At 66.7% G+C, this 23,235-nt stretch carries 23 protein-coding genes; 16 read left to right on the plus strand and 7 right to left on the minus strand.

Annotated features, from left to right (window positions below; all coding sequences use genetic code 11):
• The first annotated feature begins 33 nt into the window (after positions 1-33).
• Both serB and M2432_RS02560 read left to right on the plus strand, forming a co-directional pair.
• Positions 34-1,275 carry a phosphoserine phosphatase SerB gene (serB, locus tag M2432_RS02555; protein ID WP_280825157.1) on the plus strand — a complete coding sequence of 414 codons (1,242 nt, stop codon included), beginning with the start codon at positions 34-36 and terminating at the stop codon, positions 1,273-1,275.
• An 80-nt stretch (positions 1,276-1,355) separates the two neighbouring features.
• Entirely contained in the window at positions 1,356-1,667 is a 312-nt protein-coding gene (locus tag M2432_RS02560) for a hypothetical protein (RefSeq protein WP_280825158.1), read from the plus strand.
• On the opposite strand, the gene M2432_RS02565 is transcribed toward M2432_RS02560, so the two are convergent.
• Positions 1,668-3,110 carry a PLP-dependent aminotransferase family protein gene (locus M2432_RS02565; protein ID WP_280825159.1) on the minus strand — a complete coding sequence of 481 codons (1,443 nt, stop codon included), beginning with the start codon at positions 3,108-3,110 and terminating at the stop codon, positions 1,668-1,670.
• Positions 3,111-3,172: 62 nt separating this feature from the next.
• Here M2432_RS02565 and M2432_RS02570 point away from each other — a divergent pair, with 62 nt between their 5' ends.
• From M2432_RS02570 to M2432_RS02600, 7 genes are all read left to right on the plus strand, one after another.
• Positions 3,173-3,922: a hypothetical protein gene (locus M2432_RS02570; RefSeq protein WP_280825160.1), complete on the plus strand. Its 750-nt coding sequence runs from the start codon at positions 3,173-3,175 to the stop codon at positions 3,920-3,922.
• Positions 3,859-4,722, plus strand: a complete 864-nt coding sequence (locus M2432_RS02575) for an ABC transporter ATP-binding protein (RefSeq protein WP_280825161.1) — start codon at positions 3,859-3,861, stop codon at positions 4,720-4,722. The genes M2432_RS02570 and M2432_RS02575 overlap by 64 nt, the downstream gene beginning before the upstream one ends.
• Before the next feature lie 98 nt (positions 4,723-4,820).
• Positions 4,821-5,576 carry an NUDIX hydrolase gene (locus tag M2432_RS02580; protein ID WP_280825299.1) on the plus strand — a complete coding sequence of 252 codons (756 nt, stop codon included), beginning with the start codon at positions 4,821-4,823 and terminating at the stop codon, positions 5,574-5,576.
• The gene (locus M2432_RS02585) at positions 5,576-6,226 is read left to right on the plus strand and encodes an enoyl-CoA hydratase (RefSeq protein WP_280825162.1); all 651 of its coding nucleotides are present in this window, start codon (positions 5,576-5,578) and stop codon (positions 6,224-6,226) included. The genes M2432_RS02580 and M2432_RS02585 overlap by 1 nt, the downstream gene beginning before the upstream one ends.
• Before the next feature lie 46 nt (positions 6,227-6,272).
• On the plus strand, positions 6,273-7,277 hold the full coding sequence (locus tag M2432_RS02590) for a class I SAM-dependent methyltransferase (RefSeq protein ID WP_280825163.1): 1,005 nt from the start codon (positions 6,273-6,275) through the stop codon (positions 7,275-7,277).
• Position 7,278: 1 nt separating this feature from the next.
• A complete protein-coding gene (locus tag M2432_RS02595; protein WP_280825164.1) occupies positions 7,279-8,463 on the plus strand; it encodes a class I SAM-dependent methyltransferase in 1,185 nt (394 codons plus the stop codon).
• 121 nt (positions 8,464-8,584) lie between these two features.
• Positions 8,585-9,280: an esterase gene (locus tag M2432_RS02600; RefSeq protein ID WP_280825165.1), complete on the plus strand. Its 696-nt coding sequence runs from the start codon at positions 8,585-8,587 to the stop codon at positions 9,278-9,280.
• Between the two features lie 57 nt (positions 9,281-9,337).
• On the opposite strand, the gene M2432_RS02605 is transcribed toward M2432_RS02600, so the two are convergent.
• Positions 9,338-10,633 (minus strand): PQQ-binding-like beta-propeller repeat protein, encoded by a 1,296-nt coding sequence (locus tag M2432_RS02605; RefSeq protein WP_280825166.1) that lies wholly within the window; start codon positions 10,631-10,633, stop codon positions 9,338-9,340.
• 53 nt (positions 10,634-10,686) lie between these two features.
• On the opposite strand from M2432_RS02605, the gene M2432_RS02610 reads away from it, so the two are divergent.
• The gene (locus M2432_RS02610; protein WP_280825167.1) at positions 10,687-11,424 is read left to right on the plus strand and encodes an acyltransferase; all 738 of its coding nucleotides are present in this window, start codon (positions 10,687-10,689) and stop codon (positions 11,422-11,424) included.
• A gap of 48 nt (positions 11,425-11,472) precedes the next feature.
• Here M2432_RS02610 and M2432_RS02615 read toward each other — a convergent pair whose 3' ends face one another.
• From M2432_RS02615 to M2432_RS02625, 3 genes are read right to left on the minus strand one after another with little or no spacing between them, the layout of a single operon-like run.
• Positions 11,473-12,702 carry a glycosyltransferase family 4 protein gene (locus tag M2432_RS02615; RefSeq protein WP_280825168.1) on the minus strand — a complete coding sequence of 410 codons (1,230 nt, stop codon included), beginning with the start codon at positions 12,700-12,702 and terminating at the stop codon, positions 11,473-11,475.
• The gene (locus tag M2432_RS02620; RefSeq protein ID WP_280825300.1) at positions 12,699-14,234 is read right to left on the minus strand and encodes a glycoside hydrolase family 57 protein; all 1,536 of its coding nucleotides are present in this window, start codon (positions 14,232-14,234) and stop codon (positions 12,699-12,701) included. Before M2432_RS02620 ends, M2432_RS02615 begins: the two co-directional genes overlap by 4 nt.
• 56 nt (positions 14,235-14,290) lie before the next feature.
• On the minus strand, positions 14,291-15,076 hold the full coding sequence (locus M2432_RS02625; RefSeq protein ID WP_280825169.1) for a class I SAM-dependent methyltransferase: 786 nt from the start codon (positions 15,074-15,076) through the stop codon (positions 14,291-14,293).
• 263 nt (positions 15,077-15,339) lie between these two features.
• On the opposite strand from M2432_RS02625, the gene M2432_RS02630 reads away from it, so the two are divergent.
• The 5 genes from M2432_RS02630 (at position 15,340) to M2432_RS02650 (ending at position 21,440) form a co-directional block, all read left to right on the plus strand.
• The gene (locus tag M2432_RS02630) at positions 15,340-16,140 is read left to right on the plus strand and encodes an electron transfer flavoprotein subunit beta/FixA family protein (RefSeq protein ID WP_280825170.1); all 801 of its coding nucleotides are present in this window, start codon (positions 15,340-15,342) and stop codon (positions 16,138-16,140) included.
• A 49-nt stretch (positions 16,141-16,189) separates the two neighbouring features.
• Complete coding sequence (locus tag M2432_RS02635) at positions 16,190-17,146, plus strand: electron transfer flavoprotein subunit alpha/FixB family protein (protein ID WP_280825171.1); 957 nt, start codon at positions 16,190-16,192, stop codon at positions 17,144-17,146.
• A 108-nt stretch (positions 17,147-17,254) separates the two neighbouring features.
• Positions 17,255-20,044, plus strand: a complete 2,790-nt coding sequence (locus M2432_RS02640) for a LuxR family transcriptional regulator (RefSeq protein WP_280825172.1) — start codon at positions 17,255-17,257, stop codon at positions 20,042-20,044.
• Positions 20,045-20,207: 163 nt separating this feature from the next.
• A complete protein-coding gene (locus M2432_RS02645; protein ID WP_280825173.1) occupies positions 20,208-20,606 on the plus strand; it encodes a cupin domain-containing protein in 399 nt (132 codons plus the stop codon).
• A 90-nt stretch (positions 20,607-20,696) separates the two neighbouring features.
• Positions 20,697-21,440: an SDR family oxidoreductase gene (locus M2432_RS02650; protein WP_280825174.1), complete on the plus strand. Its 744-nt coding sequence runs from the start codon at positions 20,697-20,699 to the stop codon at positions 21,438-21,440.
• 79 nt (positions 21,441-21,519) lie between these two features.
• Here M2432_RS02650 and M2432_RS02655 read toward each other — a convergent pair whose 3' ends face one another.
• Together M2432_RS02655 and M2432_RS02660 are read right to left on the minus strand one after the other, a co-directional pair.
• Positions 21,520-22,434, minus strand: coding sequence for an MBL fold metallo-hydrolase (locus M2432_RS02655; protein WP_280825175.1), 915 nt, complete (start codon positions 22,432-22,434; stop codon positions 21,520-21,522).
• Positions 22,431-22,589, minus strand: a complete 159-nt coding sequence (locus M2432_RS02660; protein ID WP_280825176.1) for a hypothetical protein — start codon at positions 22,587-22,589, stop codon at positions 22,431-22,433. The genes M2432_RS02655 and M2432_RS02660 overlap by 4 nt, the downstream gene beginning before the upstream one ends.
• 61 nt (positions 22,590-22,650) lie before the next feature.
• Here M2432_RS02660 and M2432_RS02665 point away from each other — a divergent pair, with 61 nt between their 5' ends.
• Positions 22,651-23,235, plus strand: coding sequence for a sigma-70 family RNA polymerase sigma factor (locus M2432_RS02665; protein WP_280825177.1), 585 nt, complete (start codon positions 22,651-22,653; stop codon positions 23,233-23,235).

Here is a 23,235-nt window from a genome sequence, read left to right on the forward strand (position 1 = left end):
GCGGGCGGTTCTGCGTTAGGGGACGAAACGAAGATGACCACGGCGAAAACGTCGAGGGTGTCGGTCCTGATCACGGTCACCGGAATCGATCAGCCGGGCGTGACCTCCACCCTGTTCGGCGTGCTTTCGGAGCACAAAGTCGAGCTGCTGAACGTCGAACAGGTCGTGATACGTGGCCGGCTCACGCTCGGCGTGCTGGTCGCGGTCCCGCCCGGGGTCCAAGACGACGTGTTGCGTAACGACGTCCGGCAGGCCATCCGCGGTTTGGGCCTGGACGTCACCATCGATCGCAGCGACGATCAGCCGGTACTGCGTGAGCCGTCGACCCACACCATCGTGGTGCTGGGGCGGCCCATCACCGCCGAGGCGTTCACCGTGGTGGCTCGGGAGATGGCCGAGCTCGGGGTGAACATCGACTTCATCCGCGGCGTGTCCGATTATCCGGTCACCGGCCTGGAACTGCGAGTTTCGGTGCCGTCCGCGGACGCATATACCGATCTGCAGGCTGCGCTGGCCCGAGTCGCGGCTGACGAGCGCGTTGACATCGCGCTCGAGGATTACAGCCTGGCCCGTCGGGCCAAGAGACTCATCGTGTTCGACGTCGACTCGACGCTGATCCAGGGCGAGGTCATCGAGATGCTGGCCGCACGGGCCGGTGCCGCGGAGAAGGTTGCCGCTATCACCGAAGCTGCAATGCGCGGCGAGTTGGATTTCGAAGAGTCGCTGCGGGAGCGGGTTGCAACTCTGGAGGGTCTGCCCGCCGAGGTAGTAGACGAGGTCGCCGATCAGCTCGAGCTGACCCCTGGCGCTCGGACCACGCTGCGCACTCTGCGGCGCCTCGGCTACCACTGCGGAGTGGTCTCCGGTGGGTTCCGGCAGGTGATCGAACCGTTGGCCGAGGAACTGATGCTGGACTTCGTGGCGGCCAACCACCTGGAGATCGTCGACGGCAAGCTGACCGGCCGGGTCACCGGGCCGATCGTGGACCGGCCGGGCAAGGCAAAGGCATTGCGCGACTTCGCCACTCAGGCCGGCGTACCGATGGATCAGACGGTGGCTGTCGGCGACGGTGCCAACGACATCGACATGCTGTCCGCGGCCGGACTCGGCGTGGCCTTCAATGCAAAGCCCGCATTGCGCGCTGTGGCTGATGCCTCGTTGAGTCACCCGTATTTGGACACCGTGCTGTTCATCCTGGGTTTCACCCGTGCCGAGATCGAGGCTGCAGATGCCGCTGACGGCGGGGTCCGGCGGGTCGAGATTCCCGAGAACTGATCGGCGACGGGGTCGACCGCGCGATACCACGGGTTACAGTGGTACGAGAGAGGTTTGCTGACGATCTGGGAGATGGTGACGTGAAGCGTGCGGTTCTGATCGGTGGTTCTGCGGTCGCATTGGTCATGGGTCCGCTATCGGTTGTGTCGTTGTCCGCCGCTGCCCCGGCATTTGCCTGCCCTTACGGCACAGTGGCCAGCCATTTCGACGGTGTGTGCGTGAGCGGACAGTCAAGCAATGGGCCGCAGTCTGTAAACCCGCAAACCAGTGCGGGTCACGGTGCTCAGATCACCCAGATGCCCGGTGCCGGGGGAATGCAGTCGGTGAACGGCATTCCGTGCACCCCGCAGCACATGGGCACCTGCATCGGGATGATCCAGAGCAACCAGTAGCTACACCACCAGAGCACGGGCCTCGGGCGCGCCGACGCCGGTGACACTGCGCCAAGCCTGAGCCAGCACCTCTATCGATTCGTGGAGACGGTCCTCGGGCTGGGTGTAGGGCACCCGGATGAATCGCTCGAGGGTGCCGTCGACCCCGAACCGCGGTCCGGCCGGAATCACCAGCCCCAGCCGGGAGGCGGCGGCCGATAGCGCCGAACTCATCGGCACGGGCAACCGCATCCACAGCGACATGCCGCCCAGCCCGGGCCCGGCAGTCCAGTCCGGAAGCTGTTCCTGCAGAAGCGATTTGACCAGACTGCGACGCGCCAGCAACAGCTCGCGGCGCTCCGGAAGCAGTTCGTCGGCCCGGGATAGCAGGTACGCCGAGGCCAGTTGATCGATGATGGCAGTGCCCATGTCGACGGAGGGTCGTACCGCCGCGATGGAGGCCAGTGTGGACCGCTCGGCCCTGATCCAGCCGACGCGCAACCCACCCCAGAACGACTTCGACACCGAGCCGACGGTGATCACCAGGTCTTTACGGCTCCGCAGGTAAGCCGCCAGCGGCGGCGGTAGCGGCTGGTCGAGCCAGAGGTCGCACATGGTCTCGTCGATGACGGTCCGGGTCCGCGTCTCGGTGATGACCTGTGCCAACCGTTCGCGTCCGGCCGCCGGCAGGCTCAGGCCGGTCGGGTTGTGGTTGTCGACGATGAGGTAGGCCAGCGACGGTGCCAGTTGGCGAAGTGCTGACTGCGCGGCGTCCAGTTCCCAGCCGTCCTCGGTCATACCCACCGGAACCAGGCGCGCCCCAGCGGCCGCGATCGCGGCGATGGCGCCGTGATACGTCGGTTGTTCGGTGAGCACCCGGTCGCCCGGCTGGGTGTAGGTGGCCAGGATCAGGCCGATCCCGTGCAGTGCCCCGCTGGTTACCATGATCTCGTCGGGTTCGGTGGGAAGCCCTCTGGCGCAATATCTTTCGGCAATGGCCTGACGAAGTTCGAGGACGCCGGTCAACTCGATGCCGATCTCGTGCAGGTGCGGTGCAACCTGCCGCGCGGCGTGGGTGAATGCCTCCATCGTCGCGGCCGCCGGTGCGGACAGCGCCGCCTCGGCCAGGCTCAGCGGCGCGGAAACCGGGTGATCGTGGGCGTGCTCGTTCAGCGGAAGGGACGTGGTGCTGCGGGCCCCGCGGCGGGCCTGCAGGTAGCCGTCGTCGCGTAGTTGGGTGTAGGCGGCGGTGACGGTGGTTCGCGACACCCGCAGGGCGTCGGCCAGGGCGCGTTCGCTGGGCAGCTGAGCGCCGACCGGGACCCGGCCGTCGACCACCAGCAGCCGCAGTCCGCTGGCCAGGCCGAGATAGGCGGGCCCACTGCTGTTGGCGGTACGCCACTGGCCCAGTTCGCGGGCCAGTAGGTCCACATTGAGCTTTCGGTCACTGATGTCCTCGGACATAGATGCCAGTTTGGTCGAACTGGATATGGATATACAAGCCACTTGGCCGCTTTAATCGCTCCATGTTGAGAAACTGGACCTCGAAATTGGCCCAGCTCGGAGTCACCCCGGGCCGCAGCGTGGCATTACTGGTCGGGCTGAGCGGGTACGGACTGTCGATGGCCTTGATGGTGCGTGTCGGGCTCGGCCTCGATCCGTGGGACGTCTTCCACCAGGGGCTGGCCGGTCGTACCGGTCTGACCATCGGAACCGTGTCGGCCATCGTCGGCGCGGTCGTGCTACTGGGCTGGATCCCGCTGCGCAACCGACCCGGCGTCGGCACCGTCGCCAATGTCATCGTCATCGCGGTCACCGTTGATGCGGGTCTGGCGGTGCTGCCGCATCCCGGGTCGCTGCCGGTGCGGGCGGCGATGATGGTCGGTGCGGTGGTGCTCAATGCGCTGAGCACCGTGCTGTACATCGGGGCCGGCATGGGGCCGGGTCCGCGGGACGGTTTGATGACCGGTCTGGTGGCTCGTACCGGATGGTCGGTCCGCCTGGTGCGCACCGGCATCGAGACCACGGTGCTGTCGGTCGGCTGGCTGTTGGGTGGCACCGTCGGAGTCGGAACCGTGGTGTACGCCATGGGGATCGGGCCGCTGGTGCAACTGATGTTGCGCTGCACTCCCCGCCGTTGGTTGGCGGCCAGCGGGTGGGCACAGGTGGTGGGCGACCGGGTGGGCGGACCGGCCGTGACTACGATGAGCGAGTGCCCGGCGCCCCCCGCGATTCCCCCGCAGAACACGACGTTGAGCCCGACCCCGACCTGCTGATCGATTTCAAGCGGGTCACTTTGCGCCGCGGTGGCGCCACCCTGGTCGGCCCGGTCAGTTGGTCGGTTGAACTTGACGAACGCTGGGTGGTGATCGGACCCAACGGAGCCGGCAAGACTTCACTTTTGCGGATAGCCGCGGCCGTGGAGCACCCCTCGTCGGGCAAGGCATTCGTGTTGTCCGAACGGCTGGGCCGCACCGACATGTCCGAGTTGCGGTCCCGCATCGGGTTGAGCAGTTCGGCTCTGTCCCAACGGATTCCAGAGGACGAGCTGGTCCGGGATCTGGTGGTTTCGGCTGGGTACGCGGTGCTGGGCAGGTGGCGCGAAAAGTACGACGACGTCGACTACCACCAGGCCGTCGACACTCTGGAGAGCATCGGTGCCGAGCACCTGGCCGACCGGGTCTACGGCACCCTGTCCGAGGGGGAGCGCAAGCGGGTGCTGATCGCGCGGTCACTGATGACCGACCCCGAATTGCTGTTGCTCGACGAACCGGCGGCCGGACTGGATCTCGGCGGCCGCGAGGAGTTGGTGGCGCGGTTGGCCGACCTGGCCGCCGATCCGGATGCGCCGGCGACGGTGCTGGTCACCCACCACGTCGAAGAGATCCCGGAGGGCTTTACCCACTGCCTGCTGCTCTCCGAAGGGCAGGTGGTGGCTTCCGGTCTGCTGTCCGACGTGTTAACTGCAGAGAACTTGTCGACGGCATTCGGCCAGTCGATAGCGCTGGACCACCTCGAAGGGCGCTACTTCGCCCGTCGGACTCGAAGCCGCGCGGCGCATAGGAGGCGAATATGAACGAAGCAGTAGACCCGCTGCCGGCGGGGCCGGCGATTCAACCGTCGCCGGCGGGGCCGGCGATTCAACCATTGCCGCCCCGGCCGGCGGCCACTGTGATGCTGGTGCGCGACGCTGCGCAGAGCATCGAGGTGTTCCTGATGCGGCGCGTGCAGTCCATGCAATTCGTCGCCGGCGTGACGGTGTTCCCCGGTGGTGGGGTGGACGAACGTGACCGGGACGCCGATATCGCCTGGGCCGGCCCCGACCGCGACTGGTGGGCCGGGAAGTTCGGTGTCGACCCCGTGCTGGCCGGTGCGCTGGTGTGCGCGGCGGCTCGGGAGACCTTCGAGGAATCCGGCGTGCTGTTCGCCGGGCCGGCGGGTGAACCCGAGGGCATCGTGTCCGATGCATCGAAGTACCGCGACGCGCGCGCCGCGTTGGAGAGCCGCGAACTGTCCTTCGGCGAGTTCCTGGCCGGCGAGAACCTGGTGTTGCGAGCCGACCTGCTCCGACCGTGGGCCAACTGGGTGACGCCGAAAGAGGAGCGCAGCCGCCGCTACGACACCTTCTTCTTCGTCGGCGCATTGCCCGCGGGTCAGCGCGCCGATGGGGACAACACCGAAAGCGACAAGGCCGGGTGGTCGGCGCCGCAGGCTGCGCTCGACGAGTTCGAACAAGGCCAGTCGTTCCTGCTGCCGCCGACCTGGACGCAACTGGACTCCCTGAACGGCCGGACCGTCGAGGAGGTGCTGGCCGTCGACCGCAAGATCGTCGCAGTGACCCCCCGGTTGACCGAGGACCAGGGCAACTGGGAAATCGAGTTCTTCGACAGCGACCGGTACAACGCCGCCCGAAACCACCGGGCGCCGTGATGAACATCGGGGAGTTCGTCCAGGTACACGTCACCGACGGGGTCGGCACGCTGCTGCTGGCGCGGCCACCGCGCAACGCCCTGACCCGGCAGATGTGCCGGGAGATCGTCGCTGCCGCCGATGAGCTGAGCAGACGCGACGACGTCGCGGCGATCATCCTGTACGGCGGTCACGAGGTGTTCAGCACCGGTGACGACGACCGAGAGACCCGCACCTTGGACGCCGCCGAGGCGCGCGTGGCCGGGGCCGTCTGCCGCGCCGCGGTCGACGCGGTGGCCGCCATCGGGCGCCCGACCGTCGCGGCCGTCACCGGCTACGCGCTGGGCAGTGGTCTGACCCTGGCATTGGCTGCCGACTGGCGGATCAGCGGTGACAACGTGAAGGTCGGCTCGACCGAGATTCTGTCCGGCCGGGCCCCGGCCGAGGGCGCCGCGGTGCGCCTGGCGGCGGCCGTCGGGAACAGCCGGGCCAAAGACCTGGTGTTCAGCGGCCGGTTCGTCGGCGCGGACGAGGCGTTGGCGCTGGGCCTGGTCGACGAACTCGTTGCTCCCGACCATGTCTACGACAAGGCCCGCGCATGGGCGGGGCGGTTCCTGGACATGCCGGCGGACGCGCTCGCCGCTGCCAAAGCGGCATTCGTCTCGCTCTGAACCTCGGGTGTGAACCCCGGATGGACAGCCGGTTAGGCTGACCTGCATGACGAGTACCGACCACACGTCCGAAGCCGCTCCGGCGGCGATTGTTGACCAGGCTCCCAACCCGCACGCGACCGCCGAGCAGGTCGAGGCGGCGCGCCACGACACCAAGCTGGCTCAGATCCTTTACCACGACTGGGAAGCCGAGAGCTACGACGACAAGTGGTCCATCTCGTACGACCAGCGGTGCATCGACTACGCCCGTGGCCGCTTCGATGCCATCGTGCCCGACGAGGTCCAGCGCGAGCTGCCCTACGACCGCGCCCTGGAGCTGGGCTGTGGCACCGGCTTCTTCCTGCTGAACCTCATCCAGTCCGGCGTGGCCCGTCGTGGCTCGGTCACCGACCTGTCGCCGGGCATGGTCAAGGTGGCTACCCGCAACGGCCAGGCACTGGGTCTGGACGTAGACGGCCGGGTCGCCGACGCCGAGGGCATCCCCTACGAGGACAACACCTTTGACCTGGTGGTCGGTCATGCGGTGCTGCACCACATCCCCGACGTCGAGCTGTCGCTGCGCGAGGTGGTCCGGGTGCTCAAGCCCGGTGGCCGGTTCATCTTCGCCGGCGAGCCGACCACGGTCGGCAACTTCTACGCCCGTCGTCTAGCCGACCTGACGTGGAAGACCACCGTCGCGGCCATGAAGCTGCCCGGGCTGGAGTCGTGGCGGCGGCCGCAGGAGGAACTTGACGAGAACTCCCGCGCTGCGGCGCTGGAATGGATCGTCGACCTGCATACCTTCGAGCCCGCCGACCTGGAGCGCATGGCGACCAACGCCGGTGCGGTCGAAGTTGCCACTGCCAGTGAGGAATTCACCGCCGCCATGCTGGGCTGGCCGGTGCGTACCTTCGAGTCGACCGTGCCCCCGGGCAAGCTCGGCTGGAGCTGGGCCAAGTTCGCCTTCGGCGGTTGGACCACGCTGAGCTGGGTCGATGCCAATATCTGGCGGCACATCGTGCCCAAGGGCTGGTTCTACAACGTAATGATGACCGGGGTCAAGCCCTCGTAAGTTGGCTGTTGCCTTCACGCTCGACGACGTCGCCTACCTGACCGGACCCGGTCGGGAGGCGCTGTCGGAGGTGTCCGCACGGACGTTCTCCGACGCCACTAAGGTTGCCGATATCGCTTGGGCGCGTTCGCATTTCGGCGAGCGCGCAGCGATCCTGGTGGAGACCGTGTTGCTGCGCCGCCGGGCAGTGGCCAAGCTCCCTGATGGCGGGGACTGGCTGTTCACCGACGACGCCGTGCAGCAGGCCACCGCCGCTCCGGTGGCCGCGCACCGAGCGCGTCGGCTGGCCGGCACGGTGGTGCACGACGTGACCTGCTCGATCGGTACCGAGCTTGCGGCCCTGCGCGATTCGGCGTCCGAGGTAATCGGCAGCGACATCGACGCGGTGCGGTTGGCCATGGCGCGGCACAACCTCGGCGACGGGGTGCTGCTATGCCGGGCAGACGCGTTACGGCCGGTCACCCGCGGCACTGTGGTGGTCGTCGATCCGGCGCGCCGCAGTTCCGGGCGGCGTCGTTTCGATCCCCGTGACTACGTGCCGCCGCTGGACGCGTTGTTGCAGGTGTACGCGGACCGCGATCTCGTCGTAAAGTGCGCTCCTGGAATCGATTTCGCGTACCTGGACGAGGCGGGCTTCGCCGGAGAGGTGCAGATCACCTCGTTGGCGGGCAGCGTCCGCGAAGCCTGCCTGTGGTCACCGGGATTGACCGAACCGGGCGTGCGTCGGCGCGCCACGGTGCTGGACCACTCGGGGCAACCGGCCGAAGAGCTCACCGACGCCGACCCCGACGACTGCCCGACGGCGCCGGCGGGTCGGTGGATCGTCGACCCCGACGGCGCGGTGGTGCGGGCAGGACTGGTGCGGCACTACGCTGGCCGACACGGCCTGTGGCAACTGGACCCGGACATCGCCTACCTGTCCGGCGATGAATTACCCAGTGGGGTAAGAGGATTCGAAGTTCTCGAAGAGCTGCCGTACAACGAGAAGCGGCTGCGTCAGGCCTTGTCGTCGCGCGAGGCGGCGGCGGTGGAAATCCTGGTGCGCGGCGTCGACGTCGACCCCGACGCGCTGCGGTCGCGGTTACGGCTCAAGCGTTCCGGCGCTGCGCTTTCGGTGGTGATCACCAGGATCGGTACCGGCAGGGTGGGCCGTGCCGTGGCATTCATCTGCCGGGCGTCCCGCTAGCGTCGTTGGCCCGCCCGCCGTTCACCGGCAACGGTGCGGCCCGGTGGTGTGCCGCAGGTATTCTTTTGGCTACTGGTGCCGCGCCGGTGCCGCACCCACACGTTCCGGAGGAAACTGCCAGATGCGCCTTCCCGTGCTCGCTGCGGTGGTCGCTGCCGTCGGGGCAGTCAGCTTGCCTGCGGCCCCTATCGCGTTAGCGGCCCCGCCGAAATGTTCCGACATGGGCGGTGTCGTCGACAGCCAGCAGATGTGTCAGATCCGCGATACCCAGCCGGGCTACGCGCTCAACATCAGTTACCCGGCGCTGTACCCGGACCAGAAGGCGATGCTCGACTACATCTCCCAAACCCGGGACGGTTTTGTCAACGTTGCCAAGGGATCTGGCCAGCACGACACTCCCTATGAACTCGACACCACGGCCACCACCTACAGCTCGGCCGTGCCGCCGCGGGGCTCCCAGTCGGTGGTGTTCAAGACCTTCCAGGATGTCGGCGGGGCGCACCCGCAGACGTTCTACAAGTCGTTCAACTGGGACGAGGGGCTGCGCAAGCCGATCACCATCGACAACCTCTTTTCCCCTGGTACACAACCATTTCCGGTGATCCTGCCGCTGGTTCAGAGCGAGCTGGTCAAGCAGTCCGGTCAGCCGGTGGTGATCCCGTCGGGTGTCGGACTGGATCCGACCACGTACAAGAACTTCGCCATCACCAACGATTCGTTGATCTTCTTCTTCAGTCAGGGTGAGGTGCTGCCGGAATCGGCAGGGGCGCTACAGGTGACGGTGCCGCGGGCCCCGATCGACTCGATGATCGCTTAGCGATTTGTGCACGAAACGGGCGGTCAGCGCCCCAAATCGTGCACACATCGCGAAAGCTCAGGCCGGCGCGAACGCGTAGACCTGGCCGTCGCTGGTGGCGGTGACCACCCGCTTGTCGTGACCCACTGACACCCCAACCGGCCAACCGGTGGCACCTGGCAACGGATAGCTGCTGAGCGTATGGCCGTCGCCGGGCGCGAAGACGAGCAGCGCCTGACCGTGATCGCCGTCGCGCACCACTGCGTACCCCACGCTGGTGCCGGCGCGCGTCGATGTCGTCAATGGTTCGACGTCGTCACGTGACCAGGCCTGCTCGCCGTGGTCGCCCTTGTCTCTGACCGCAGTGAGCTTGGTGTGCGGTCCGCCGCCGGCGACAATCAGCCCGTCTGGGCTCACCGATGGCGGAGTCTGCGGCTGAAAGCCCAGGTCGATAGACCACTTGGCCTTGCCGTCGGCCGAATTCAGCGCCCACAGATGCTGGTCGCGGCCATTGACGTAGACAGTCTTCCCGTCAGCCGACAGCACTGGGCTGGCGATGGGGCCGCCGCCGACCGCGGTACTGGTCCATTCCCGGCTCAGCAATGGCGTCTGGCCGGGGCGGTAGCGCAACCCGAGCATGGTGGGGGCATCGGCGCCCGGCTGCCAGATGCCGATCACCACGATGCCGGTCGACGCGGAGAACGCCGGCGCGGCCGATATTGGGCAACCCGCCCGGGCGGGTTGGCAATCGGCCAGTCCACGTTCGGAATCCGTCGGGTCAATCCCGCCGACCAGGTCCAGGGGAGTCCCGACGACGTCGCCGCGGTTTGCGTTGAAAACCAGAACCTGGCCCAGGTGCGTCACCATCAGCAGCTGGCCGGGAGCCAGAATGCGCGGGGTGGTCGGCATGCCGATCACCGGCTTGCGCCACCGGATCCACTGGGTTGGCGGGAAGGCCAAAATGGCCCCGGGCTGACCGACATAAAGATTGTCGAAGCCGTCGAACAGCGGACTGGACATGGCGCCGCCTTGCCAGAGGCGAGTGCACCACCGTTGGCGGCCGTGCTCGTCGCTCTGCCACACCATCAGCGAGCAGCCGGCCGGCGACTGGGCATTGACCGCCAGATAGTTGGTCGAGCCGAGAATGACCTGTGAGCCCAGGCTGCCTTTGACCGGCCGGGCCCAGTCCTGCCGGAGCGTGCTCGCTCCGGAGAGGGCGGTGAAACTGCTGTTGGCGGCGTTGCCGTACTGAGCCGGCCAGCCGTCTGACGGGTGGGCCAGAACCCAGTCATCGGTGTTGCCACAGCCGGCGACGGTGAGCGTGACCGCTGCCACCGCAGCAGCGGCACGTCGGCGCAATCCATGTACAAGCATCGGGTCTAGAGACTATCCGTTGCCGCGATTGGCCTCGCGTAGGCTTTCCGGCCATGACGACGATGTGGGGCGCACCGATTCACAAACGATGGCGGGGGTCGCGGCTGCGCGATTCGCGGCAGGCGCGCTTCCTGACTCGCGAATCGCTGCAGTGGGTGCTGGACAACAAGGCCTACACACCGTGGTACCTGGTTCGCTATTTCCGGCTGCTGAAGTTCAAGCTGGCCAACCCGCACATCATCACCCGCGGCATGGTGTTCCTGGGCAAGGGCGTCGAGATTCAGTGCACCCCGGAACTTGCCCAGATGGAAATCGGCCGGTGGGTCCACATCGGCGACAAGAACACCATCCGCTGCCATGAAGGTTCGCTGCGCATCGGCGACAAAGTGGTACTGGGCCGCGACAACGTGATCAACACCTATCTGGACATCGAACTCGGTGAGTCCGCTCTGATGGCCGATTGGTGCTACGTCTGCGACTTTGACCACAAGATGGACAGCATCGAGCTGCCCATCAAGGACCAGGGCATCATCAAAGGTCCGGTGCGCATCGGCCCCGACACCTGGATCGCTGCGAAGGTGACGGTGCTGCGCAACACCAGCGTCGGCCGTGGCTGCGTGCTGGGTGCCCACGCGGTGGTCAAGGGTGAGATTCCGGACTTCTCCATCGCGGTCGGGGCACCGGCCAAGGTGGTCAAGAACCGCAAGCTGGACTGGGAAACCACGGCGGCCGAGCGGGCCGCGCTGGCCGCGGCGCTGGCCGACATCGAGCGCAAAAAGAGCGCTACCTAGGCCTTTTCACCGTTTCTCCGCCCAAATGTCCGTTTGGGCGGAGGAACGTCAGCCGCGGTCGGGGAGGGGCCGCTCGACGATCGGACGCCGGGCGTGTGGCAGGCGCTCGCCGCGCTTGGCCGCCAGGTAGACATCGGAGGTCTCGGCGGCCACGGTCTGCCACGAGAAGTCCGAATTCAGCCGTTCGCGGGCGGTGACTGCGCGCTGCTGGGCGGCGGCCGGATCGTCAAGCACCTTGCGCACCGCGGAGGCCAGTGCCCCGATGTTGCGTGGTGGGAACGACACTCCGGTCTTGCCGTTGATCACGGCCTCACCCAAGCCGCCGACGTTGGAGGTCACCAGCGGGGTGCCGGCCGCGGCGGCCTCGAGTGCGACGATGCCGAACGGTTCGTAGTGGCTGGGCAGCACCGCGGCGTCGGCCCGGTGCAGCAGCTCGAGCAAACCTGAATGATCAACCCGGCCAACGAAATTCACAGCCTTGGTGACCTTGTGCTTGCGAGCCTCTTCGGCCAGCCAGTCGTACTGGGTGCCGTCGCCGGCGACGGTCAGCGTGGTCCCCGGATGGGTGCGACGGATCCGGGGAAGTGCGGCGATCGCGTCGTGCACGCCCTTCTCATACTCCAGCCGGCCGACGAACAGCAGCTCGGCCGGGCCGGAGTGCTTGCGCCGCATGGCAAATGGCCAGCCGTTGGTGTCGATGCCGTTGCAGATCACCTTGACGTCGGGCAGTTCCGGCCCGAACAACTCGGTGATCTCCTCGCTCATGGACAGCGAGCAGGTGATCAGTGAGTCCGATTCGTGCACCAGCCAGGACTCCTGCGAATGCACCTGCCGGCTGACGGCCCCGGACACCCAGCCGGAATGCCGACCGGCCTCGGTGGCATGGATGGTGGAAACCAGTGGTACATCAAAGTATTCAGCCAGGGTGACGGCCGGATGGGCAACCAGCCAGTCGTGCGCGTGCACCACGTCGGGAGTCCAGTCCCGCAGACCCAGTCCGGCGCGGATCATGGCGTGGCCCATGGCCAGGGTCCAAGCCATCATGTCGGTGCCGAAGGTGAATTCGTGCGGGTCCAGCGCCGCCGAGATGACCCAGACACCCTCGTGCACCTCGTTGGTGGTGGGGTGGGTGCTGGGATCGGTGTCCGCTGGGCGGCGGCACAGCACGACCACCTGGTGCCCGAGAGCGGCCAACTCGACGGCCAGGTGGTGCACATGGCGACCGAGACCACCGATGACCACCGGTGGGTACTCCCACGAGACCATGAGGATTTTCATCGGGGCAACCGCCTGGCGTCCAGGGCACCGAACAGTCCGTCGGCGCAATTCCAGCCCTCCGCTAGCCGCTGGGCCTGATCACGTCGTCCAGACGCGAGGGCCCCGGCGATCTCGCGGGTGGCATGCGCGTGTAAGTGCGCGCGGTACCGAGCATATTCGGCCGCCGTGTCCTTGCTCACCATGAAGGGCCAATCGCTCGACACGGTCAGCAGTGCCTCGCGCAGGATCTGGTCTGCCACCCTGTTCCGGGTGCCCGGCGCGGCGTCCAACGCCTTGTCCACCGCGATGAGCGCGGTGTCCACGACTTCGGTGTTGAGCTGCACAAAGTCGGCCACCTGCTCGCCCGACCAGACCTGCCAGTCCTTGCCCGAACCCCAGGAGCTGGGCGGCAGCTGGACCGGGGCGCCGACGAAATCTGCGTCGATGGCGTCCGACAGGGTGCCTACTTGCACGCCCGCCTCGGGCAACGCGCGCAGCACCTTGCCCAGCCACTGCGGGCCTTCATGCCACCAGTGGCCGTACAGCTCGGTGTCGAACGCGGCCACCACGTGCGCCGGTCGGCCGATTCGTTCGGACTCCGAGACCAGTCGTCGCCGAACGACATCCACGAAGTCACTGACGTGCGTGTCGACGGCCGCCGCCGCCCGCTCCGGGTCGTACGGGGCCTTGGCGTCGGACGGGACGGTCCGGCCGGTCACCCGCGCCGGCTTGAGGCCCGTCAGATGGTCATAGGTGTGGAAGTCGCGGTACGCCGCATTTCCGGGATAACCGGACTTGGGTGACCACACCCGGTAGCTCACCTGCAGGTCTCGTCCGAAGGCGATGACGTCCGATGCGCCGACCGGGCGGCCCAGTGTGGTGTTGCCGTGCAGCGACGGGCCGTCGACCATGAAATGAGTGACTCCTGCTGCGGCATAACCGATTTCCATGCCGGGCGCGTAAGCGCACTCGGGGGCCCAGATGCCGCCGGGAGGGTGAGCGAAGCGCTGGCCGGCGTCGGCAAGTCCTTCACGCAGCGCGAACTCACGCAGACGCGGGTTCAGCAGCGGTTGAAACGGATGCGACAGCGGGCCGCCGAGCAATTCGATGGTGCCGGCCTCGATCAGCTGGCGCAGCACCGGGCTGCCGCCGTGCTGCCAGTTGTCGGCAAACTCCTCAAGTGCCAGACCGGCCTGCTCATGCTCATGAAAACCGAAGGCGCGCAATGCTTCGGGGGAGTTGAAGACATCGGTGGAACCACCGGCAGTGCCATTGCCACGGACCGTCGTTGCCTCCAGCGCGCGCAGTTGCCAGTTGGACAACCACTGCTGCATGCCGGCCAGGCAGTACGGGTCATCGAGTTGAGCGGTGACTACCGGCGTCATGCCCAGGGTCAGCAACCGGCCGCGGTCTTCACCGGCGAGTTCGCGCAGCACTTTGATCAGGGGCAGGTACGCCGTGGCCCACGACTGGTACAGCCATTCTTCGCCCACCGGCCAGCGCCCGTGATGGGCCAGCCATGGCAGGTGCGTATGCAGCACCAGCGTGAACATGCCGGGCACACGCGCCGGCGGGCAGGAGCGCAGCGACCCAGGGTGTGGCTCAGCGCTCACGGCCGCACCGCGATTGCCACCAGGTCTAGGCTGTCGTCAATATCGGGGCCATTGGGGCGGCCGGATTCCAACAGGTCGAAGTCGGCGGTGGTCACTGCGGCGACGTCGGCCAGCAGGTCAGCCGGCCAGGGAGCATCGGCCACTGCCCGGTCGATCTGGGCCTGGATGATGGAACCCCCGTGCCGGGCGTCCAACTCGCGCAGCGTCGCGCTGTGGTAGACGCCGTGCATGCCCTCCATCGCGAACCCCTGATCGGTCAGCAGTTCGGTCAGTTCGGCGGCATTGAGTTCGCGGGTGTGGAACGGGTTCAGCGGGGTGTCGCTGCCGGGGGTGAAGGTGATCCGGTTCGGCGTCGACATCAGCAGCACACCGCCGGGCCGCAGTACCCGCAGGCATTCGGCGACGAACTGGCCCTGGTCCCACAGGTGCTCGATCACCTGGAAGTTGACCACGACATCGACCGAGGCGTCCGGCAACGGCAGGGCGGCCAGGTTGCCGTGATGCATCTCGACCCGGGGGTAGCGGGCCCGGACGTGTTCGACGGCGGATTCGTCGTAATCGAGGCCGATGACCCGGCGAGCGACGTTCGCGATCAGATCGGCGCCGTAACCTTCGCCACAGCCGGCTTCCAGCACGTCACGGTCGCGGCAACGTTCGGCCAGCTGCTGGTACACCACCTCGTGACGGCGGAACCAGTAATTCTCCTCGGCCAGGCCGGGAACCGTGCGCTCGCCGGTCAGTGGCATGACCGAGTCCGGGTCTGAAGAGGTAAAAGTGCTCATTAGATAGCCAGGCTAGTGCAGGCAGACCTGTTGAGTTTTCATGCCCGAGCGCTTCGACCGATCACCGGGTCCCTCGGCCCGCCACGATGTCGGCTCGAGTGTGGCCGAGAAAACAAAAGGTGGGGCAATTTGGGCATCGCGCGACCAGCTATTGTGTTCGTGCGCATGCCGCACAAGTTACCGGCTAGTAACATGCTGGTCGATGCGTGAATCGTGAATGCCAGGCCGACCGCCGGCCTCATCGAGGAGGACGAACCACACCCATGACGAACATCGTGGTCCTGATCAAACAGGTCCCTGACTATGAGTCGGAGCGCAAGCTCAACGACGGCGACTTCACCCTCGACCGCGAAGCCGCGGACGCGGTGCTCGACGAGATCAACGAGCGCGCCGTCGAGGCTGCGCTGCAGATCAAGGAGAAGGAAGAGGCTGCCGGGGGCGCCGGCACCGTCACCGTGCTGACGGTCGGACCCGAGCGCGCGACCGAGGCCATCCGTAAGGCTCTGTCCATGGGCGCCGACAACGCGGTGCACGTGAAGGACGACCAGCTTCGTGGCTCGGACATCGTCCAGACCGGCTGGACCTTGGCCCGCGCGCTGGGCACCATCGAGGGCGCCGAGCTGGTCATCGGTGGCAATGAGTCCACCGACGGTGTCGGTGGCGCGGTTCCGGCGGTCATCGCCGAGCTGCTGGGCCTGCCGCAGCTGACCTCTGTGCGGAACATCTCCGTCGAGGGCGGCAAGGTGACCGGTGAACGTGAGACCGATGACGGCATCTTCGGCCTGGAAGCCGCACTGCCGGCCGTCGTCAGCGTCAACGAGCGCATCGGCGAAGCCCGCTTCCCGTCGTTCAAGGGCATCATGGCCGCCAAGAAGAAGCCGGTCACCGTGCTGACGCTGGCTGAGATCGGGGTCGAGGCCGACGAGGTCGGTGTCGCCAACGCCAGCAGCAAGGTGCTGTCGTCGACGCCGAAGCCGGCCAAGGCCGCGGGCGAGAAGATCACCGACGAGGGCGAGGGCGGCAACAAGATCGCCGAGTTCCTGGTCGCCCAGAAATTGGTCTAGCAGCTCGTCCCTATAGAAACTTCCACGAAAGACACAGAGGCAAATACGCATGGCTGAAGTACTCGTGCTCGTCGAGCACGCCGATGGTGCCCTCAAGAAGGTGAGCACCGAACTGATCACCGCTGCCCGCGTGCTCGGTGAGCCGGCTGCTGTGGTGGTGGGTGCCCCCGGCACCGCCGCCCCGCTGACCGACGCCCTGAAGGCCGCCGGCGCGGCCAAGATCTACGTCGCCGAGTCGGCTGACGCGGACAACTTCCTGGTCACCCCCAAGGTCGACGTGCTGGAGGCTCTCGTCGAGTCCGCCGGCCCGGCCGCGGTTCTGGCTGTCGCGAGCACCGAGGGCAAAGAGGTCGCCGGCCGGCTGGCCGCGCGCCTGGGTGCCGGCCTGCTGGTCGACGTCGTCGACGTCAAGGCTGGCGGCGTGGGTGTGCACAGCATCTTCGGTGGCGCTTACACCGTCGAGGCGCAGGCCAACGACGTGCTGCCGGTGATCACCGTCCGTCCGGGTGCCATCGAGGCTGCTCCGGCCGACGGCGCCGGTGAGGTCGTCAACGTCGAGGTTCCGGCCCAGGCCGAGAACGCCACGAAGATCACCTCGCGTCAGCCCGCTGTCGCCGGTGACCGTCCGGAGCTCACCGAGGCCAGCGTTGTGGTCGCCGGTGGCCGCGGTGTGGGTAGCGCCGAGAACTTCGCAGTGGTCGAGGCTCTGGCCGACTCGCTCGGCGCTGCCGTCGGTGCCTCGCGTGCCGCGGTCGACTCGGGTTACTACGGCGGTCAGTTCCAGGTCGGCCAGACCGGTAAGACCGTTGCCCCGCAGCTGTACATCGCCCTGGGCATCTCGGGCGCCATCCAGCACCGCGCCGGCATGCAGACCTCGAAGACCATCGTTGCGGTCAACAAGGACGAAGAGGCGCCGATCTTCGAGATCGCCGACCTTGGCATCGTGGGCGACCTGTTCAAGGTTGCCCCGCAGCTGACCGACGCGATCAAGGCTCGCAAGGGCTAGTTCTCGCTGCGCAAGCTGACGCGGAACTGCCCCAAATCCTCGGATTTGGGGCAGTTTTGCGTCTGCTCGGCCAAGTAACGTTCACAGGAACTAGACGCGGTGGTGCCAATGTCGAGCCGGGGTCGGGAGCAGGGTCTGCGCGGTCGCGACAGCGAATGCGCGACGCTTCGCCGACTCCTGTCGACCGTCCAGTCGGGCACCAGCCAGGTGCTGGTGCTACGCGGCGAGGCCGGCGTCGGGAAGACCGCGCTGTTGCGACATATCTCGGATGTCGCCGACGGATTTCGCTGTATCCGGGTGACCGGCGTCGAGTCCGAGATGGAGCTTGCCTACGCAGGCCTGCAGCAGCTGTGCGCCCCGATGCTGCATCATCTCGACGAGTTGCCGAAGCCTCAGCGCGAGGCGCTGGACGTGGCCTTTGGCCAGGGTGTCGGGCCGACGCCAGACCGATTTCTGGTGGGGTTGGCAGTGCTCAGCCTGATGGCCCTGGCTACCAGCGACCAGCCCTTGATCTGCCTGGTCGATGATGCGCAGTGGCTCGACCAGGTGTCGGTGCAGACGCTGGCGTTCGTCGCCCGGCGGTTCCTGGCGGAACCGGTTGCCTTGCTGTTCGCGGCGCGCGATGGCGGCGCTGAGGCCCTGGCAGGTCTGCCGGAACTGACCATCACCGGGCTGTCCAACGTCGATGCCCGGGACCTGCTGGACTCGGTGGTGCTGGGACGGATCGACGAGCGGGTCCGCGACCGCGTCGTCGCCGAAACGCGCGGGATTCCGCTGGCCCTGCTCGAGGTGCCGCGAAGTGTTTCTGCGGCAGAGCTCGCCGGCGGATTCTGGAACATCGGCGGTGCGCGCAGCTCGGTTGGACAGGTCGAGGAAAGCTATATACATCGCCTCCGGTCGCTACCACCAGATACGCAGCTGCTGTTGTTCGTAGCCGCTGCCGAACCGGTGGGCGACGCAGCGCTGTTTCTCCGTGCGGCGGCAAATCTGGGTCTGCCCGTCGATGTGCTGGCGCCGGCTGAGGCGGCGGGGTTCATCGAGTTGGGACCGCGGATGCACTTCTGTCATCCGCTGATGCGTTCGGCCGCCTATCGCGCCGCAAACCTCAATCAGCGCAGGGCCGTACACCGGGCACTGGCCGAAGCAACCGATCCGCGGCACGACCCTGACCGTCGGGCCTGGCATGCCGCCAACGCTGCGTCAGGACCTGACGATGCGGTCGCCGCGGACCTGGTGCAATCCGCCGACCGCGCGCAGAGCAGGGGCGGAATCGCTGCCGCGGCAGCGTTTTTGGAACGTGCGACCGCGCTCACTTCGGACCCGGCCCTCCGTGCGGGCAGGGCACTGGCTGCAGCTCAGGCCAAGCGCGACGCGGCAGCACCGGCTGCCGCGTACGAACTTCTGGCGGTTGCCGAGCTCGGATCACTCACCGATCTTCAACGAGCACAAGTGGATCGACTGCGCGCCCAGATGGAGTTCGCTCGCAGTCGTGGGGGCGGTGCGGGGGCCGCGCAGCTCAGCGACGTCGTCCCGAAACTGCTTGCTGCAGCGAAACACCTTGAGGCGCTTGATGATGGCCTCGCGAGGGAGACGTACCTCGAGGCTCTTGCCGCTGCCATGTATGCCGGGAGGCTCGGTGAACCGGGCGCACCGGTGCGGGTGGCCGAGGCTGCCGGTGCCGCGCTCGGCGCGCAGGAGAACCTACGTCGGCCGATCGACCTCTTGTTGAGCGGCGTCACGAGTCGAATCACCACCGGCGGTGGGAGCGAACTGATGCGCACCGCATTGGAGCTCATGCGCACTCAGGCGCAGGACGGCGACGGCCAAGCCCTTCGGTGGATGTCGCTTGGCCTGGCCATTGTGCAGGAGTCGGCGCTCGGCGAAGTCTGGGACGACGTTGCCTATCGGGAACTGGCCACCGCTGCGGTTCGGCAAGCGCGGGAGGCCGGTGCCCTGGCCGTACTCCCGCCCGCACTCGCCTACCGGGCCGGCGTCCATGTCTTGGCCGGCGAATTCGCCATGGCGGCAACACTTATCGAGGAGGCAGCCTCGATAACCGCCGCAACGGACTACGCGCCGTTGCGGTATCACTCGCTTTCCCTGGCGGCATTTCGGGGCATCCCGGGTGAAGCGATCGGACTGATCGAGGCGGCTGCGGCCGAGGCCAGAGCCAGTGGTGAGGGCCGACTACTGAGCGTGACGGGGTTGCTGTCTGCCGTCCTGTACAACGGGCTCGGCCGATATTCGGACGCTTTCGCCGCCGCCCGGGACTGCTGTGAATACGACGACCTCGGCTTCCACGGTTGGGGCCTGTTCGAACTGACAGAAGCGGCAATTCGCATCGGAGACAAGGAGACTGCGGCGCGCGCGGTGCAGCGGCTGGCAGATCGTGCGGGCTCCAGCGGCACCGACTGGGGTCTTGGTGCGCTCGCAAATGCGCGAGCCCTGGTGGCCGACGACGAACATGCCGACGGTCTCTATTCCGAGGCCATCGAGCGGCTCGAGCGCACCGCTATCGCCATCCATCTTGCCCGGGCCCACCTGTGTTACGGGGAATGGCTGCGCCGCATGAACCGGCGCGTGGCCGCGCGCGAACATCTCGGTGCCGCCTACGAGATGTTCCACCGAATGGGTGCCGAGGCCTTCGCCGAACGGGCTCGCCGCGAGCTGGTCGCCGCCGGGAGGAAGGTCCGCAAAGAACCGGTCAGCTCCGGTGACGAGCTGACGGCGCAAGAGGAGCAGATCGCCCGGCTTGCCGGCGAAGGTCTGACCAACCAGGAGATCGGTGCCCAGCTGTTCATCAGTACGCACACCGTCGAATGGCATCTCAGGAAAGTCTTCGTCAAGCTCGGCGTCACCTCGCGGCGGCAGCTGCGCAAAATCTTCCCGGCGAGTTAGTCGGATCCGGGTCACGAGACTACGAACTTTCAAGGGTTCATCGCGGTTCACCGAACGGCCATCCTGATATTCGTCCGCGAAACCTCTTGCAGCGAAGTGAGTTCGCGTGCAGAGGCGCGCTGTCACCCCGATGGTCCGATTCAAATCCAACTGAGGAGCAACGATGTTCGACACCGCCGACTTGATGAAGGCCATCACGACCATACAGGCGGTCAACCCGCCGTTCATTCCCGCCGATGCCCATGTGATGACATCGATTATCGAGTGGCCGGCCGGCAGCACTGGAGCTCCACCCCATCGCCACCCGGGCGGACCGTCGTTCGGCTACGTGCTGGAGGGTGAGATGCTCTTCGAACTGGAGGGTGAACCGCCGCGGGTGATCAAGGCCGGGGAAGCGTTCTGGGAGCCCGGTGGTGACGTCATCCACTATTCGGATGCCAATAATTGCGCCGATGTACCGCTGCGGTTTTTGGTCACGATGATCTGCACGCCGGGCGTCCCGATGCTCGTGGTCGTCGACGAGGACGAGCTCGAAGCGCGAAAGGACCGGCGGGTTCGTTGATGACTACGGACTTTCCGTGGTCCACCCGTCCTTGACCGGTGTCAGTGTTATAGCTGCACAATAGAAATCAACGACGGAAGGGTGTGTCAGATGAAGATCACCGTGATGGGTGCCAGCGGCCAGATCGGTTCGAAGGTTGTTGCATTGCTCAAAGCCGCCGGCCATGACACTGTGGCCGCCTCCCGTGAATCGGGCGCCGATGTCATCACCGGTGCCGGCCTGACCGAGGCACTGACGGGCTCCGACGTGCTGGTTGACGTCGTCAACTCGCCGGACTTCTCGGACGGGCCGGTGCTGGACTTTTTCACCACGTCTGCGACCAACTTGGTGGCCGCGGCCAAGGCGGCTGGCGTCGGACACTATGTCGCGCTGTCGATCGTGGGCTGCGACGCACTGCCCGACAGTGGGTACATGCGCGCCAAGGTCGCTCAGGAACGGATCATCACCGAATCGGGGCTGCCGTACACGATCGTGCGCGCCACGCAGTTTCACGAGTTCGCCGAAGCGATCACGGCTTCGCTGACCGTCGACGGAGAGGTCCGGGTGCCCGAAGGGCTGATCCAACCGATTGCCGGCGTGGAGGTCGCGGCCGAAGTTGCTCGTGCCGCGCAGGCCGCGCCGGCCGACGGGATCGTCAACATCGGCGGGCCGGAGAAGCTGACCTTTGCGCGACTGGCGGAGCTGGCGTTGGCCCACCGCGGCGAGAACATGCCGATCGTGGTCGACCCGGCTGCTGTGTACTTCGGTACCAAGGTCGGCACAACAGGCCTGGTCACGGGCCCCGGCGCCACTGTCGCCAGCACGCGACTGGATGACTGGCTGGCAGCGCAGTGACCGAACTGGGCGGCTGACCCGCCGAGAACGCCCCCCGGACATCTCCGGGGGGCGTCTTCATGCTGAATCAGTGCAGCGGTCAGTAATCCCAGACGGCCGGCACGCACCGAAAGGCGTCGCCGACGGCCGCCACGTGGCAGACGGACGGGAACGGCAGGTGGGTGGCCACCAACGCCTCGCCCGTCGCCGCCAGTTCTCGTAGGAGACGAATCCGGACGCGGGCTGCCTCCGCGGGATCATGTTCGAAGCCGTTGTGCCACTCAGGGTTGTCGAATCCGGGTGCGAACACGGCGTCGCCGGCGAAGGTGAGTTTTTCGCTGCGCGATTCCAGGCGGACCACGCTGTGTCCGGGGGTGTGGCCGCCGGTGCGAGACAGGAGTACTCCCGGCGCCACTTCATACTCCGATTCGAAAGTCTTCAGCTGGCCGCGGTACTCGTCCAGGAACTGTGTCGCGACCCGCTGAAGCACGTCCGGGATCGGCTGCGGCATGACCGTGCGCGAGAAATCAGGTGACTCCCAGAACTCGGCCTCCGCGGCTGCGGCGTGGACGCGCAGATCCGAACGCAGTCGCTCCTTCACGCCGTCGGTGATCAACCCGCCGACATGGTCCATATGCATGTGGGTGAGCACCACGTCGGTCACGGATGCAAGATCGACTCCTGCCGCCTCCAGCCGCTGGACTGTCTGACCGGCCCGCGGAAAGTCCGGGAACTCCAGCCCCAGCCCAGCGTCGACCAGAATCGTCCGGTCTCCGGTACGCACCACGACCACATTCAGCGGCCAGTCGACGATCTCGGGCGGCAGGAAGTTGTCGTCCAGCCAACCGGCCAGCGCAGCCGAGTCCGCATTGGTGGCCAACGTCGAGGCCGTGATCGGCAGTACGCCATCACTGATCACCAGTACGTCGATGTCGCCGACCTGTACCGCGTAGCGCGACGGAACCAACTCGTCCAGCACCGACTGACCGAGGTGGGAAATGTTGTCCAAGCTCACGTTGTCTCCTTCTGACCGAATCCTTCGGCAGCATCGTGGAATTGACCCTGCTCGGGGTTGAACGCGAGCGGGACCGCGAACTCATCCATGGGGCCGCTCACTACGGATTTGGCTCCGTAGACCACGTACTTCCAATGGTCCGCTGGGGCGGCCACGCGAGCACTCTGAATTCGGCGGCGCGACTTGCACTGTCACCAGCAAGGGGAGGTTTCGATCGTGACGGCAGTGCCCGCGCCGGACTCTGAACTCGCTGCCCGCTTCATGGCGGGGGCCGAGCCGCTGCTCGACGCACTCGGGCGCGGTGCTCGCCGACTCACCCAGTCCGAGGTCGATGCCGAAGATCTGTTGCAGGACACGCTGTTACACGCCTATCAGGGCTACGCTTCGTTTCGGCACGGCACCAACCTCAACGCCTGGCTCTTTCGGATTCTGCATAACCGGTGGGTCAGCAGGCACCGCTATCGGGAGTGTCGTCCAGCCGAGGTCCCACTCGACATGTTCAGCCACGGAGCCACCCGATTGGCGGCCGTCCGCCGCTCCGCCGAGGTGGAGTTGCTCGACGTCATGCCGGATGCTGACGTCGAGGCTGCGCTGGCGGAGCTGCCCGAGGGGATCCGAACGGCCATGTACTACGTCGTAGTCGAGGGACATACCTACGTCGAGGCCGCCGCGTTGATGGGCGTGCCGATGGGGACGGTGATGTCGCGGGTATCGCGTGGCCGGCAGCGGCTGCGCATGGCCTTGTCTCATTTGGACCACCGCCGCAGGGGGCTTGGCAATGCAGAGGAACGCAGCGCATGA

The sequence above is a fragment of the Mycobacterium sp. OTB74 genome (assembly GCF_029892685.1).
Lineage (GTDB): Bacteria > Actinomycetota > Actinomycetes > Mycobacteriales > Mycobacteriaceae > Mycobacterium.

Excerpts from the sequence above, each read along its gene's own strand:
- M2432_RS02640 (WP_280825172.1), top strand. The coding sequence starts at position 17,255 with ATGTCGAGCCGGGGTCGGGAGCAGGGTCTGCGCGGTCGCGACAGCGAA.
- M2432_RS02610 (WP_280825167.1), top strand. The coding sequence starts at position 10,687 with ATGACGACGATGTGGGGCGCACCGATTCACAAACGATGGCGGGGGTCG.
- M2432_RS02565 (WP_280825159.1), bottom strand. The coding sequence starts at position 3,110 with ATGTCCGAGGACATCAGTGACCGAAAGCTCAATGTGGACCTACTGGCC.
- M2432_RS02645 (WP_280825173.1), top strand. The coding sequence starts at position 20,208 with ATGTTCGACACCGCCGACTTGATGAAGGCCATCACGACCATACAGGCG.
- M2432_RS02605 (WP_280825166.1), bottom strand. The coding sequence starts at position 10,633 with ATGCTTGTACATGGATTGCGCCGACGTGCCGCTGCTGCGGTGGCAGCG.
- M2432_RS02625 (WP_280825169.1), bottom strand. The coding sequence starts at position 15,076 with ATGAGCACTTTTACCTCTTCAGACCCGGACTCGGTCATGCCACTGACC.
- M2432_RS02650 (WP_280825174.1), top strand. The coding sequence starts at position 20,697 with ATGAAGATCACCGTGATGGGTGCCAGCGGCCAGATCGGTTCGAAGGTT.
- M2432_RS02630 (WP_280825170.1), top strand. The coding sequence starts at position 15,340 with ATGACGAACATCGTGGTCCTGATCAAACAGGTCCCTGACTATGAGTCG.
- M2432_RS02570 (WP_280825160.1), top strand. The coding sequence starts at position 3,173 with ATGTTGAGAAACTGGACCTCGAAATTGGCCCAGCTCGGAGTCACCCCG.
- M2432_RS02620 (WP_280825300.1), bottom strand. The coding sequence starts at position 14,234 with ATGTTCACGCTGGTGCTGCATACGCACCTGCCATGGCTGGCCCATCAC.
- M2432_RS02580 (WP_280825299.1), top strand. The coding sequence starts at position 4,821 with ATGCTGGTGCGCGACGCTGCGCAGAGCATCGAGGTGTTCCTGATGCGG.
- M2432_RS02590 (WP_280825163.1), top strand. The coding sequence starts at position 6,273 with ATGACGAGTACCGACCACACGTCCGAAGCCGCTCCGGCGGCGATTGTT.
- serB (WP_280825157.1), top strand. The coding sequence starts at position 34 with ATGACCACGGCGAAAACGTCGAGGGTGTCGGTCCTGATCACGGTCACC.
- M2432_RS02615 (WP_280825168.1), bottom strand. The coding sequence starts at position 12,702 with ATGAAAATCCTCATGGTCTCGTGGGAGTACCCACCGGTGGTCATCGGT.
- M2432_RS02585 (WP_280825162.1), top strand. The coding sequence starts at position 5,576 with ATGAACATCGGGGAGTTCGTCCAGGTACACGTCACCGACGGGGTCGGC.
- M2432_RS02600 (WP_280825165.1), top strand. The coding sequence starts at position 8,585 with ATGCGCCTTCCCGTGCTCGCTGCGGTGGTCGCTGCCGTCGGGGCAGTC.
- M2432_RS02635 (WP_280825171.1), top strand. The coding sequence starts at position 16,190 with ATGGCTGAAGTACTCGTGCTCGTCGAGCACGCCGATGGTGCCCTCAAG.